Annotated in this window: 14 protein-coding genes; 8 read left to right on the forward strand and 6 right to left on the reverse strand. The window is 38.0% G+C overall.

The window, feature by feature from the left end:
• Positions 1–67: 67 nt before the first annotated feature.
• From ACOMC3_RS16645 to rocD, 4 genes are all read right to left on the reverse strand, one after another.
• Positions 68–1984, reverse strand: coding sequence for a PQQ-binding-like beta-propeller repeat protein (locus ACOMC3_RS16645; RefSeq protein ID WP_420317017.1), 1917 nt, complete (start codon positions 1982–1984; stop codon positions 68–70).
• A 253-nt stretch (positions 1985–2237) separates the two neighbouring features.
• Positions 2238–2897, reverse strand: a complete 660-nt coding sequence (locus ACOMC3_RS16650) for a response regulator (protein ID WP_420317018.1) — start codon at positions 2895–2897, stop codon at positions 2238–2240.
• A 49-nt stretch (positions 2898–2946) separates the two neighbouring features.
• Entirely contained in the window at positions 2947–4932 is a 1986-nt protein-coding gene (locus ACOMC3_RS16655; protein ID WP_420317019.1) for a tetratricopeptide repeat-containing sensor histidine kinase, read from the reverse strand.
• 69 nt (positions 4933–5001) lie between these two features.
• Positions 5002–6279: an ornithine--oxo-acid transaminase gene (gene rocD, locus ACOMC3_RS16660; RefSeq protein WP_420317020.1), complete on the reverse strand. Its 1278-nt coding sequence runs from the start codon at positions 6277–6279 to the stop codon at positions 5002–5004.
• A 73-nt stretch (positions 6280–6352) separates the two neighbouring features.
• On the opposite strand from rocD, the gene ACOMC3_RS16665 reads away from it, so the two are divergent.
• The 7 genes from ACOMC3_RS16665 to ACOMC3_RS16695 all read left to right on the forward strand — a co-directional run bounded on the left by ACOMC3_RS16665 (position 6353) and on the right by ACOMC3_RS16695 (position 12003).
• The gene (locus ACOMC3_RS16665) at positions 6353–6493 is read left to right on the forward strand and encodes a DUF5522 domain-containing protein (protein ID WP_420319325.1); all 141 of its coding nucleotides are present in this window, start codon (positions 6353–6355) and stop codon (positions 6491–6493) included.
• Between the two features lie 60 nt (positions 6494–6553).
• On the forward strand, positions 6554–6793 hold the full coding sequence (rpmB, locus tag ACOMC3_RS16670; protein ID WP_348279823.1) for a 50S ribosomal protein L28: 240 nt from the start codon (positions 6554–6556) through the stop codon (positions 6791–6793).
• A 146-nt stretch (positions 6794–6939) separates the two neighbouring features.
• Entirely contained in the window at positions 6940–8580 is a 1641-nt protein-coding gene (locus ACOMC3_RS16675; RefSeq protein ID WP_420317021.1) for a M1 family metallopeptidase, read from the forward strand.
• A gap of 95 nt (positions 8581–8675) precedes the next feature.
• Positions 8676–8858: a 50S ribosomal protein L33 gene (rpmG, locus tag ACOMC3_RS16680; RefSeq protein ID WP_348283304.1), complete on the forward strand. Its 183-nt coding sequence runs from the start codon at positions 8676–8678 to the stop codon at positions 8856–8858.
• A 2-nt stretch (positions 8859–8860) separates the two neighbouring features.
• Positions 8861–9010: a DUF4295 family protein gene (locus ACOMC3_RS16685; protein ID WP_348279825.1), complete on the forward strand. Its 150-nt coding sequence runs from the start codon at positions 8861–8863 to the stop codon at positions 9008–9010.
• 93 nt (positions 9011–9103) lie between these two features.
• Positions 9104–10057, forward strand: coding sequence for a signal recognition particle-docking protein FtsY (ftsY, locus tag ACOMC3_RS16690; RefSeq protein ID WP_420317022.1), 954 nt, complete (start codon positions 9104–9106; stop codon positions 10055–10057).
• A 17-nt stretch (positions 10058–10074) separates the two neighbouring features.
• Positions 10075–12003, forward strand: coding sequence for an ATP-binding protein (locus ACOMC3_RS16695; RefSeq protein WP_420317023.1), 1929 nt, complete (start codon positions 10075–10077; stop codon positions 12001–12003).
• Here the strand turns inward: ACOMC3_RS16695 and ACOMC3_RS16700 are convergent.
• Both ACOMC3_RS16700 and ACOMC3_RS16705 read right to left on the reverse strand, forming a co-directional pair.
• Complete coding sequence (locus ACOMC3_RS16700) at positions 12000–12350, reverse strand: LytR/AlgR family response regulator transcription factor (RefSeq protein WP_420317024.1); 351 nt, start codon at positions 12348–12350, stop codon at positions 12000–12002. The two genes, ACOMC3_RS16695 and ACOMC3_RS16700, sit on opposite strands and share 4 nt — an antisense overlap.
• Positions 12351–12513: 163 nt before the next feature.
• Entirely contained in the window at positions 12514–13149 is a 636-nt protein-coding gene (locus tag ACOMC3_RS16705) for a DUF6134 family protein (RefSeq protein ID WP_420317025.1), read from the reverse strand.
• A 79-nt stretch (positions 13150–13228) separates the two neighbouring features.
• Between ACOMC3_RS16705 and ACOMC3_RS16710 the strand changes: the two genes are divergently transcribed.
• Positions 13229–14437, forward strand: a complete 1209-nt coding sequence (locus tag ACOMC3_RS16710) for an alpha/beta fold hydrolase (protein WP_420317026.1) — start codon at positions 13229–13231, stop codon at positions 14435–14437.
• Positions 14438–14439 lie beyond the last annotated feature (2 nt).

Raw genomic sequence — 14439 nt, forward strand, 5'->3', positions numbered from 1 at the left:
TGCGGGTATTAAGTTAAAAGAGCGATCAACCGAAAACGGTTGATCGCCAGGCAAGTAAATGCTTCAATTAGAAGCTGTAGCTTATAATTTGTTTCTTATCAGCTTTGAAAAAGACCTGTCCGGAAACATGATCATAATCATAAATTGGCTCTTTATCTCCTAAAAGAAGCGTTCCAAGTTCTTCTCCCGTTCTTCTGTCCACTTTTACTAATCCAGAACTTTTACCTTGGCCTCCTTCACCTACTTTGGTTAGGATCATACGTATGTCCCCTTTACTAACACTCGCTTGAAAGGTCTTTTTAGCTTCTGCTCCAACCTGACCAGCAGCATTGAAAAGGTCTTGCGCTTGTTGAGCATACATTTTACTGTAATAATCGTTGGTGCCGTATCGTGAGTAGCTGGCAACATACGATGATTGAGCCTGGGCTGCTGCACCCATTGCCATAACAGATACTTGTGCCGCTCTAAGGGCAATCTTTGCTGCCAAACTTAGACCTGGTGCTGCCCAATATTTTTCGAATCTTACAGATCCGTCTGGTTCCAACATCACCAGATTATTTCCATCCATAAATAAGTATCCTCCAGCAACTAATTCCACACTTTCAGGAGCAGCATCATCCCCCTCAAACTTTTTAGATAAACCTTTGTGAAGAACTTCATAATCTCCTGTCAAAAGATCCACTTGAAATAAATCCCCATCGATCAGCATGATCTCTTTGGTAAGCTCTGGCTTGTATCTTAAAGAAGGTACTTCCAGCATTCCTTTTTTATTCCAAATCAATTCACCATCGAATTGGATATATCCCAATCTTCCTTTCAGATCTGAGTACATTACTCCGGTGGCAGCAATTTGATCAATGTTTATCCCTTTAATTTTTTGATCCCAAATAACAGAGCCATTATCTCTGTTTAGAAGCATCAGCTGCTTCCCTTTTGAGGTAGCCAGTATCCCTTTTTCTCCAAGATCTACAATATAGCCGTCTATCTTTTTCACCTCCCATTTTACGCTTCCATTTTTTAGGTCATACATAGTAAACCATTTGTCGTCTATCACAACTACCCCATCACTAACAGCAGACATTACGGGTACCACTTTAAGCTTTAATTCTTGCTCCCAAAGCTTTTTGCCTGTTTTCATATCAAGTGCTGATAAGGCACCACTGTTCTTTTTCTTTTCAAAGAAATAACCATTTGATAGGTCAAGACTGAGGTCAAAACTTTCGAACGTCTGGTTCTTTAAACTGGTATTGTACTTCCATTTTACTTCACCCGTTTTAGGGTTCAGTTTGGCAATCTGAGTCGTTCCAGGAAGAACGATATCGCCATCATCCAGCATGGCCGGAAAACCATTTACTGCTATCTCTTCATTTGTCCAGATGATTTTTTGAGAAAGTAGATCCACCATTTTTGTGATATTAATGGTTGGATTACCCTTTGTCACGTAATCAATGTAGCTTGTAGATATGATTACCATTCTTAAATCAGGAAGGTATCCAGTGCCATCATAGTTGAATGTTGCCATTTCACCATACAACGGAACTTTAGTAATTGGCATTTCAGCAATTTTAGGGCTTATCACCTCTTCACCTGTCTGAATATTGATGATTGCATATTGCTTAAATGAACCGGTGGCATCTGAAAACTTTAGTTCTATGTAGTCTGAAACCTCCTGGTATTCCTCATCTTCAAGAACTCTGATATAGTTTTCAAAAGCATACTTTGGCTCTACCTTCTTGCCGTCAGCTCCTTTCATTTTCTTTGCTTGCTCGAAAGCTTCGCTTGTCCACAGGATGTTGCCATCTCGGCTATCAACACCATGTAATTGGAAGTCTTTGGTACCTACTAAAAGGATTCCACTTTCAGTAATACTGTTCCATTCGACTTCACTGTCCAAATCAAGCTGCCATAAGGCATCTTGAGAATTAGCCTGTCCAAATGCTATTATTAGCAGCAGGCTTAGAATTAATTTGATTGATTTTTTCATGTCGGGTCGTAATTTTATTCGCGGTTACATTTTGTTATATCAAAATTTGATGAATTATTTGATCCATGTAATCCAATGGAGGAGGGATATTTATATACCGTGAAACCCGTAGATGAATAAATTATTAAATCAAAAGGAGTATCCCATATCCTCTTGCAAGTGACATTGGAACGAGACTTGGAGGGATCTCGATGGTTCTCTGGGATTAGGTTTGTAAAAGATTCCCTTGGGAATACGGTCAGATTAAACAGCTCTAGATAAGGTTGTTTGCGTAAGCAAACTTGATTAGACCAACCAGATTGTTGGTGCCTGTTTTCCTGAAGATATTTTTACGATGCGTTTCAACGGTTCGCTCACTGATAAATAGTTCTTCTGCCATTTGCTTGTTGGTGTATTCCTTAGAGATCAGTTTTAAAATCTCTCTTTCTCTATCAGTAAGAAGTCTTTGCTCCTCTGTTCCATTCAGGCCCTTCATGAGCATGGCATTAATGTCTGAACTTAGATATACTTTGCCATTCTTCACTGCTCGTACCGCATTCACCAACTCCTGATATGAATCTTTTTTCAGTATATAGCTGTCAATCCCTTCTTTGAGAATTTCCTTAATTAAATGAGCTTCATCGTGTTGGCTCAATACGATGATTTTAATGTTCGGATACTTCTGTTTTACTCTTCTAACGAGGGTTAGTCCATCATCATCCGGAAGATTGTAATCGGTGATGAGGAGATCGACGTTTTTATGAGTTAGTTGATCCAATGTTTCTTGAACTGACCCTGCTGAACCCACTACTTCCAAATCATCCTCTGTTGAAAGAATCTTAATTAGTCCACCTAATAGGATAGCGTGATCATCTGTTAGAAATATTTTCATCTTAGCAGCTTTATCTCTGCTAAGGAAAGATAATAAATTCATCCGGCTTGCGCTTTAGCTACCCAAAGAAGAACAAGGAAACAAAAGGATACTATACCAGCTCCATGGTATTTTGGTCTACTTCCTCATTTGCAAAAGGTGTAGCTGGAGCATTAAGAATGAGCGTATTACCTTTTACTCCTTTATGAGTTTCCAATTCAATTAACCCTCTGATTAGGTTGGCTCTGGAATTAAGATTTTTCCAACCATAGCCTTTACCATTGCTTAGGAGTTCGCGATCGAAACCGGTCCCATCGTCCTCCATTAGTAGCGTAATTTCCTGCTCATCTTTCGTGATTTGGAGTGTGACCTTAGATGCATCTGAATATTTGAGAATATTGTTGATCCATTCCTGCGAAATGCGATAAAGGGAGATTTCTTGTAGTTCTGTTAATCGCTGATCTAAACCAAATACATTCAACTCAATGCTGATTTTTCCGGCTTTATTAATCCTGCTTGTAAATTCATTCAGTGCGGCTTCTAACCCACTTTTTATCAGTGTTTGAGGCATTAGATCAAAGCAGATATTCTTAAGTTCGTTATACATATCATCAATTACTTTTGATGATTCTTCAAATACTTTTTGACGTTCGTCTGGTTTTGCGCCTTCCTTTAAATTTTGAATGTTCATATTAAGAATGGAGATCATTTGTCCAAATCCATCATGAAGGTCACGGGCATACCTTGCTCTTTCCTTTTCTTGGGATGTTATTGTTGCATTTATTTCAGCGTCTCTGGTTCTTAATTGTTCCTCCTGCAATCTGAGTAGTTGTTTTTTTCTTAGCCTGCTTCTTTGAAGCAATGCTATCGCAATGATCAATATAATAGCTACTGCAGATGCTGCTAACAGAATCTGATTTCTTTCAAGCTGGGCATCTTGCTCTGCAATTTGTGCGTCTTGAAGCGCAATTTGCTGTTCCTTTTTTTCAGTTTCATATTTTGTTTGAAGTTCAAATATTTGCTTCGTTTTTGTTTCTTCAAACAATGAGTCTTTGACGATATTATGCTGCATTAATTTGTTAAATGCTTCTGAATATTTTTTCATTCCTGCAAGCGCCTTTGACCAATGCATCAATGCAGTGGATTGAAATTCAAGAGCATTAATTTTTTTAGCTAGATCATATCCCTTTTGTGCTGCTATTGCACTTTTTTGATACTCTTGGGTCTTCCAATAGTTTGCTGCAAGAAATACATAAGTACTTGACAGCTCGTAATCATTATCAAAATCCTTATGTTCATTGATAGCCTCTAAATAATATGATCTTGCTTTGTGCCATTCTCGTAAGCTATCATATGCTATTGCAATGTTGCTTTTCATATATGGAACGTAGCGCATATATCCATTTTCCTTATACGATTTCATTGCATCTTCGGAATATTGGATCGATTGTTCATAGTCACCTGTATGCAACATGACACTGCCAATATTGCCTTTAGTAACCATAATCCCAAAATCCGACTTCACCTCTTCATAGATTGCTAAAGCCTGTTGATAATATGAAAGAACTTTATCATACTCCTTTTGTTTTTTATAAACAATCCCAATGTTGCCGAGTACCATTGCTATCTTGAAGTCCTGATCGGTCTGTGACTCATACAGCCGTAGAGCTTTTAAGTAGTACTCAAGAGCGAGGTTATATTTACCCAGTTCATCATATGCTATCCCAATGTTATTATATGAATCAGCCATCCCTGAAGTATCTTGAAGATTCTCTTTAATGCTTAAAGACATCTTATGCATTTGAAGTGCACTATCAAGCTTACCAGTGGCTTCTAAGACATTAGCAATACTGTTATATGAAGCAGCTATGGCTTCACTTGACTCGATTTTTTTACTAAGCTCTAGCGCATTTTGTGCAAACTGCATGGCACTATCAGTGTCTATGTTTTTGTAATGCCATGAAAGATCATTTAAAGACTGTATCTGCTCGGTTGGTTCTTGGGTTGACAACTCATTTTTGATGCTGTCAATCACGTGACGTTGAGAGAATAAACTAGAAAAAAGCAACAAAGCGATTAGGTAGGTGATGGGCTTCATTGTACTAAAATAAAAAGTGGACGCCTTTTCAGGCAACCACTTTTTGCGTTTTCGATGAAAAAGAAAATTTTATTTCGTAAACTCCATAATTGTCTTTTCTATGATATCACAACAATCATGTAGCTGTTCTTCAGTCATTACCAAAGGAGGTGCAAAACGGATAATGTTGCCATGAGTAGGTTTAGCCAACAAACCATTTTCTTTCAGCTTCATACAAATGTCCCAGGCTGTAGAGCTTTCCTCATCATTATTTATCACAATCGCATTTAGTAGCCCTTTACCTCTTACAAGTTTTACAAGATCTGTTTTCTCAATCATTTGATTCATTCGATCTCTAAAGAGGTTCCCTAATAGCCGGGCATTTTGAGTTAGTTTTTCATCACGGATTACGTTCAAAGCTGCAATTCCCACAGCACCGGCCACCGGGTTACCACCAAAAGTGGACCCATGCTGTCCTGGTTTGATTACTTCCATTACTTCATCATTAGCCAATACTGCTGATACCGGATACGCTCCTCCGGATAGCGCTTTTCCAAGAATCAAAATATCTGGTTGCGTGTAAGTTTCTTGTTTTTCGCAATGCCCTGCACATGAACAATCCCCACAAACTCTTAATAATGCTCCTGTTCTGCCTATTCCTGTTTGAACTTCATCTGCAATAAAAAGTACTCCGTGTTTTTCACAAATCTCTTTTGCTTTCTTAATGTATCCTTCATCAGGTACCATCACTCCGGCTTCACCTTGAATGGGCTCCACTAAAAATCCTGCAATATTTTCTCCTTGAATGGCTCGTTCTAGCTCGTTTAGGTCATTGTAAGGAATCCGAATAAATCCGGGAGTAAATGGACCAAAGTTCTTGTTTGCTACCGGGTCATTCGAGAACGAAACGATTGTTGTAGTTCGACCATGGAAGTTGTTATCACAAACAATTATTTGAGCCTTATTTTCATCTATTCCCTTTTTCTCGTAGGCCCACTTTCTACACAGTTTAATTGCAGTCTCCACAGCCTCTGCACCCGTATTCATTGGCAGAACCTTATCGAAACCAAAATACTCAGTAATGAATTTTTCATATGGACCAAGTACGTCGTTATAAAATGCCCTGGAAGTAAGTGTCAATGTTTCTGCTTGTCTGGTCATTGCTCCAACAATGGCAGGGTGACAATGTCCCTGATTTACAGCAGAATAAGCAGATAGAAAATCATAGTATTTTTCACCTTCAACATCCCAAACATACACACCGTCTCCTTTGGATAGCACTACCGGAAGTGGATGATAATTATGCGCACCATGCTTATCTTCCAGCCTAATTAGTTCCTCACTATTCATTGTCTTGTTTTCTATCATAATTTTGCCGTTTATTTCTAATTACAAGATTAATAATTTAACTAATGAGCGCCAATTTTGTAAGCCCATGAATATGCAACTTGAACCGGAAGATTTCTACATCAATAATCAAGGAAAGATGGTTCTTACAGAAAAATATCTCCTCAAGAGGGGATACTGCTGTGGAAATGGGTGTCTACATTGTCCATATAATCATATAAATGTGGAGCAATAGTTTGCATATTGTATTGAAATCCCGATATTTGCACTCCATTTTTGAAAACGGGATAGAAAGATGTCAAAAGTTTGCGATATAACTGGTAAAAGGCCACAAGTAGGAAACAACGTTTCTCACGCTAATAACAAAACCAAAAGAAGATTCAATCCGAATCTTCAGAAGAAGAGATTCTACATTCCTGAAGAGGATAAGTGGATCACGCTGAAAGTTTCTACTTCAGCGTTGAGAACAATCAATAAAAACGGTATCACTTCGGTACTTAAAAAAGCGAGAGCAAACGGAATGGTAATCAAGTAAAATCATTCTGGAAGAAATTTAGAATCCTCTGCCGCACAGGTAGGGGATTTTTTTTGCCATTTATCTGACAAGTAAGCCAATAATGTATTTGTTACTAAGAACGATTCATTGCTTGCTATTTTAGCACCTTCCCTAAAGTCGAAATAATGAAAAAACTTGCAATCTGCTTATTGGTAATCCTTAGTTTTCAGATAAATGCCCAAACGGCCATTTTTGATAAGCAGGAATCCTACACACGACAAGATTCTCTCAGAGGTTCTATAACCCCGGAAAGGGCCTGGTGGAATTTGAAACATTATCATTTATCAGTGAAGGTAGATCCTGAAAACAAATTCATTTCAGGCACCAATATCATCACATATGAAGTGTTGGATGAGAATAATGTCCTTCAAATCGATCTTCAGGAGCCCATGAAAATTACACAAGCGACTCAAGAAAATCAGGAGCTCAAAATAAATCGTGAGGGAAATGCTTATTTCATTGAATTACCAAAACAGAAAGCGGGTGAAGAAGCTAGTGTAACTGTTGCATTTGAGGGTAAACCAAGAGAAGCTATTCGCGCACCCTGGGATGGTGGTTATTCATGGAAGAAAGACGAAAACGGAAATCATTTTGTGGCAACTTCAAACCAGGGAATTGGTGCAAGCTTATGGTGGCCATGCAAAGACCACATGTACGATGAGCCAGAAAATGGCATTACATTAAACATTACTGCTCCGGAAAATTTAACGGCTGTAGGTAATGGTAGGCTCATAAAATCCAAAAAGAACAAGGATGGTACCAAAACCTTTAGCTGGAATGTAGTGAATCCAATCAATAACTATGGAGTGAATGTAAACATTGGAGACTATGTGAATATCTCTTCAAAGTATAAAGGTGAAAAGGGAGAACTTGATGTTGATTTTTGGGTACTCAAGTACAATGAAGACAAAGCCAAAGAGCATTTTAAGGATGCCTATCGTACGCTGGAAGCATTCGAACATTGGTTTGGACCATATCCATTTTATGAGGATAGCTATAAGTTGGTTGAGGTCCCATATTTAGGAATGGAACATCAGAGCTCTGTGACTTATGGAAACCAATATCAAAAAGGATATCTCGGATCAGATTTGAGTGGTACCGGCTGGGGATTGAAATGGGACTACATCATCATTCATGAGACTGGTCATGAGTGGTTTGCAAATAACATCACTTATAAGGATGCAGCTGATATGTGGGTGCATGAGGGCTTTACTCAATACTCCGAATGCTTGTTTATAGAGTATTTCTATGGTAAAGAAGCAGGAGCTGAATATAATCAGGGTTTGCGATTTGGTATAAGTAATAATGAACCGCTTATTGGAGATTATTATGTTAATCAGGAAGGCTCTGGTGACATGTACGCCAAAGGGAGCAATTTACTGCACACCATACGACAAGTTGTTAATGATGATGGAAAATGGAGGGCTATCCTTAGAGGTCTAAACAAAGATTTTTATCATCAGACGGTAACCACCCAAGAAATAGAAACATATATCTCGGAGAAATCAGGTAAGGATTTGTCCAAAGTCTTTGATCAGTACTTAAGAGATATTCGAATCCCAGTACTAGAGTATGTAGTCAAAGACAATCAAATGATCTATCGCTGGGCCAACTGCATAGAAGGTTTTGACATGCCGCTGCGAATAAAAGTTGGGGAAGAAGAATTATGGATATCTCCTAAAACAAGACATCAGGTGATGGAATTACCTAAAGGTGAGGTATCATTTGATGACGATTTTTATGTCTATACCCATAAGGTGATGTAGGTGAAACAATATGCTTAATATAATTTCACATAAAATTTCATTGAAAGCATTAAGTTTTCTACATTTGCACTCCTTTTTGGAAAAGACAAAATAAAATGGCGAAGAAAGGAAATAGAGTCCAGGTAATTCTCGAGTGCACAGAGCACAAAAACAGTGGTCTTCCAGGCACAAGCCGGTACATCACTACGAAGAACAGAAAAAACACTCCTGATCGAATAGAGTTGAAGAAATACAACTCGATCATGAGAAAATATACAGTACACAAAGAAATTAAGTAACCATGGCAAAGAAAGTAGTAGCAACTCTTAAGCAACCAGGTGGAGCAAAATACGCTAAAGTGATCAAAGCGATCAAAGGCGATAATGGATCTTACAGTTACCGAGAGGAAATGGTTCTTGAAGGTGATGTAAAAGATACATTAGCTAAGTAAGAAATTAAATCCTAAAAGAAAGAAGGCCGCTCCGACGAACACGTCAGAGTGGCCTTTTTTATATTCACCTATTCGATCTAAATCCAGTATACCATGGGTCTAAAAAGTTTTTTTTCTAAAGACAAGAAGGAATCTCTCGACAAGGGTCTTGAAAAGTCCAAACAGAATTTCTTCACCAAGCTCAATAAAGCTGTAGTTGGTAAATCAACTGTTGATGCTGATGTTCTTGATGAATTGGAAGAAGTATTAATCACCTCCGATGTAGGTGTGGAAACTACAGTGAAAATCATTGACCGTATTGAGGAGCGAGTGGCAAAAGATAAATACTTAAATACATCTGAGCTGAATCAAATCTTACGCGAAGAGATTGCAGGACTATTATCAGAAAACAATACCAAAGACCAGGTTGATTTTGATCTTCCTAAGGTTGATGGTCCATATGTGATTTTGGTTGTTGGGGTGAATGGTGTTGGAAAAACTACTACCATAGGAAAACTTGCGGCACAATTGAAGGCTCTGGATAAAAAAGTCATTCTTGGAGCTGCCGATACTTTTAGGGCTGCCGCTGTGGATCAACTGATCATGTGGGGTGAGCGAGTGGGCGTACCTGTAGTATCTAAGGGGATGAATACAGACCCGGCTGCAGTTGCATTTGAAGCTGCTAAAAGAGGTAAAGAAGAAAACGCTGATGTGGTGATCATTGATACTGCAGGAAGGCTCCACACCAAGGTTAATCTGATGAATGAGCTTTCCAAAATCAAAAATGTTGTTCAAAAATTTATTCCTGAAGCTCCTCATGATGTAATGCTGGTACTGGACGGAAGTACAGGTCAAAATGCTTTTATCCAAGCAAAAGAATTCACAAAAGCAACCGAGGTTACTTCTTTAGCTGTGACGAAATTAGATGGTACTGCTAAAGGTGGTGTTGTCATTGGAATTTCTGATCAATTTAAAATTCCAGTGAAGTATATAGGAGTGGGTGAGAAAGTCGAAGATCTTCAGGTTTTTAATAAGACAGAATTTGTGGATTCTTTTTTCAAGAATTAGCACTAACTTTTTGGTGAATGGAAAGATTCGCCTTCTTTTTTAAATATAATCTAGCTACAGCACTCTTTTTAATAAGTCAATTTGGCTTTAGCCAAACCTCCTTGTTAGATAGTCTGATAGTGGAGTATCAGGCTGCTGATAATAGTATCGATAAAATGACTTTGTTGAGGGTAATCACTTCTGAACAACCTGAATCAAGCAAAAGAATCGAGTATGCTGAAGAATTGCTGAAACTGGCAATCCAACACGATTCATATTATTTTAAGCATGCTGCAGAATTACAACTCGGAATTGGATATCGCTTTTTAGGAGACTTATCCGCAAGTTTGGAGCACCTACTGATTTCACTAAGAATTGCAGAGGATAATCAAGACAACAAATTAATTGGAACCTCAAATGGAGAAATAGCAGCAACATATGCCAGCCAGGGCGATATACCCACCTCTGTTCATTTTATGAATAAGGCCATTGCCATTTTTGAAGTCCAAAGCGACACATTGAACCTTGCTATCGCATTACTCAATACTGCTTATGATTACTATACTATTAATAAGCTTGATACATCGATGCTCTACGGAAGACAGGCGGAAAACCTTGTATCAAATTTTTCTAATGTAAGTGAATCCAGAAGAGAGGCATTGCTAGCATACATTAGAGGAAATATGGGTATCACCCTGGCTGCCCAAGGATATAAAGGACAGGCCATTGCATCTTTAGAAAAAAGCATTGCTAGTCTTAGAGGTATTGAAGATTATTATGCGGTAGCAGATTTCATTAAATTCTTAGGGGAGATTGAGTTTGAAACAGGAAGAATAGATCAGGCTCAAAACCATGCTAATGAAGCATTGGAATTGGCGATTAAATACGGTCTTTTGGAGTTAAGAAGAGACCTTCATCATCTACTCTATAAGATAAATTTCGAAACCAGCAATTTCGAAAAATCTATACACCATCATTTACAATACATTTCTTTTAAGGATTCGATAGAAAATAAGAACGTAATACGACAGATGGCTCAGCAGCAATCAACCTTTGAGCTCTCACAAAAAGAAACTGAAGTAGAGCTGTTAAAAGCCCAAAGAAGAAATCAGCGGTCAATTATCATTATTTCAATAGTTGTAACAGTCGCTTTTGCAGTATTGGCAGTAATCATCTACATCTACTACCGATCAAAAATTCGAATCAATAATCTACTGAGGGAGCAAAAATCTTCCCTCGAAAGGTTAAACGAGACCAAAGACAAATTTTTTTCTATAATCTCACATGATTTGAGAGGCCCCATAAGTTCGTTAATGGGTGTTAGTCAGCTTATCCGTCATTGCGTAGAAGACGAAGATAAAGATGAGCTATTTAAAATGGCTGATCATATGGAAATGACTGTGGAGCAGTTAACCGCGTTATTAGACAATTTACTTAGCTGGGCTATGCAGCAACAAGGTCATTTTCCTAATGTACCCGAAAAAGTAAACCTCTTGGAAATGCTTGAAGATGTTATTGGAATGTTTTCAAACATGGCAGCTGGCAAAAAGATAGACATTACATTAGATGCCCCTACTAATGTCGAGGTTTGGGTTGACAGAAATTCTATTCATACCGTGTTTAGAAATTTAATCAACAACGCAATTAAGTTTACTGAGCAACGAGGTAAGATCTCAGCAAACATTGTTGTTACGCATGAGTATGCTGTGGTAGCTATTTCTGACACTGGAACCGGAATGTCCAAAGAAGACACAGAAAATTTATTAAACTCTGAAAGTAGTAAAACGACTTATGGCACTGCTGGAGAAAAAGGATTAGGCTTAGGATTACAGCTTGTAAATGAGTTTATCCAAATGAATAACGGAGAAATAAAAGTAGAAAGCGTTGAAGGTCAAGGTACTGCCTTCAGTGTAAGTCTTCCTGTCTTTGATTCAAATTATGTTAAGAAAAAGAAAGTTGTGTCTTAACTCATTACATCTAAGATAGATTTTTTCAGCAGATCCTTATTCAAACTCACCTTTCGAACATACTTATCCACCTTAAGCATTCTATCTCTGGCGGGTTGATTGACATGCGCTGAAATCATAATGATCTTTGGCTTTTTATCCAATGTTTCTAATGTCTCAAAACCATCTAGGTAAGGCATTTCAAGATCAAGGAGTAATACATCTGGCTTCATTTTGACCACATTCATAATTCCATCTACTGGATTTTTATAAACTCCAATCAGATCTAATTCTTCATACTCCCAGAAATACGCTTGAAGAGATTGTAGGAATAGTGGATCATCATCTATTGCAACGCAGGTGACCATTAATGATTGATTTAGGCTGCTAAACTACCCACTTTTATCCCTTGTTTATCAATTGAGAAAGTAAATAGCTTCTGCTCTTTGCCGAATGTTTTATGTTAGATTTCTGATAGTTAATCAACTTCACCACTTACATATTTTAAAAATAATTTTCCTGATTGGAGAATTAATCTACAACTGGTGTGCTGCCGCCAATTTGGTTTTGCTTTATTTCCCTCAAGGACTCTGGAGTCATCCTAAAATAGAATTTTGCAAAATCACGAGATACCTTGACCTCAGTGCAAATGCCATTTATATAGGTATATATATTTAACCCATCAGGAGAATCCAATTCGTACTGGTTATCATTGATTTTCTCAAAGACCAGGTAATCACCAAATTGAGGAGAGTAGACTTTCTGCCCATCCTTGGGTTCCTGAAAATAGATGGTTGCTACTGAGTATTCGATACGATCTTTAAATGTTGTTCGACTTCCATTTAAATCAAGGGTATACTTTTCACCATCAAACCAAACAGTCGACTTTTTCTGAGAAGAACCATTCAGTTCATTATGAGTAAATTCCTTAATCAGTTGACCGTATTTGTATTCACTGGTTGATTCATAATCAACAGTAAAGGACAATAAAATTCTAAATGTAACCTTGCTGTCAATTTCATATCTCACTGAATTTTCACCCAAAATTCTTTCTACAGTCATATCTCCGAGCTTCTTAGTTCCTTTGACCACATCATAATAGAGGGTCTGTGCAAAAGAAGCTGTGCAGACAATTAGCAGAATTACTATGGTTAGACACCTTTTCACTGAGTAGAAATCATTAGCTTAATGACAACAATGGATTCAAATTGTTTCCGGTTCAAGTTAGATCAAAATACATGCAATCATGCGATATAAAAAAGTAACTTTCAAAAATTCTCAAGGTGAAGAGCTCTCAGGAAGAATTGATTTTCCATTAATTGGCAAACCGAAGGCTTTTGTGCTTTTCGCACATTGCTTTACATGCTCGAAAAATCTTAAATCGGTAGATCACATCAGTCATGCATTTACCCAGGAAGGCATGGCCATTCTTCGATTTGATTTTACAGGTTTGGGTCAAAGTAAAGGCGAATTTGCAGATACTAATTTTTCATCCAATCTATCGGATTTAAAAGATGCATATGACTACCTGGAGCAACAATATGAGGCACCACAAATTATGGTAGGACACTCTCTTGGCGGTGCAGCTGTTTTACATGTTTCAGGAATGCTGGAAAACGTGAAAGCTGTAGCTACAATAGGAGCTCCATCTACGCCTGAGCATGTCACTCATTTATTAGATAATGGACGAAAAGATCTTGAAGAAAAAGGAGAAGCTAGTGTGAATATCGGTGGAAGAACTTTTAAAATGAAAAAGCAATTTTTAGATGACCTTGAAGAGAAGGAAAGAGAGGGTGTCATCAAAAACCTGAAGAAATCCCTCCTGGTGATTCACTCTCCTCAAGACAATATCGTGGGTATTGAAAATGCACAGGAAATATATGTGGAAGCCATGCATCCAAAAAGCTTTATTAGCCTTGATGGATCGGATCACTTAATGACTAAGGAGGCTGACGCTAAATATGTTGGATCTATTATAGCAGGCTGGTCTAGCAGGTATATTGAAGAGAATGACCCTGAAGAAGCTCCTGAAGGAGAAGTTTGGACGAGGGTAGGTGAGAAAGGATTTACTACAGAAGTGATCTCAGGAAGGCATCAGATGATAGCCGATGAACCACCGAGTGTTGGAGGTGACGATTATGGACCCACTCCATATGGTTATCTTTTATCAGGATTGGGCGCTTGTACAGCCATGACGCTGAGAATGTATGCTGATCACAAAAAAATTGATTTACAAGAGGTTGAAGTAAAGCTGACTCATGATAAAGTGCATAAGCTAGACGGTGAGAACAGTGAAAGTTCAAAAGGAAAAATTGATCAGATAAAGAGAAAAATCAAGCTAACCGGTGATTTAACTGATGAGCAAAGAAAGCGTTTGATTGAGATTGCGGATAGGTGCCCTGTTCACAAAACACTTGAAGGAAAACCAGATATACTGACAGAGGAAGTGAAATAACA

Origin of the sequence: Ekhidna sp. (assembly GCF_965212185.1) — a bacterium.
Lineage (GTDB): Bacteria > Bacteroidota > Bacteroidia > Cytophagales > Cyclobacteriaceae > Ekhidna.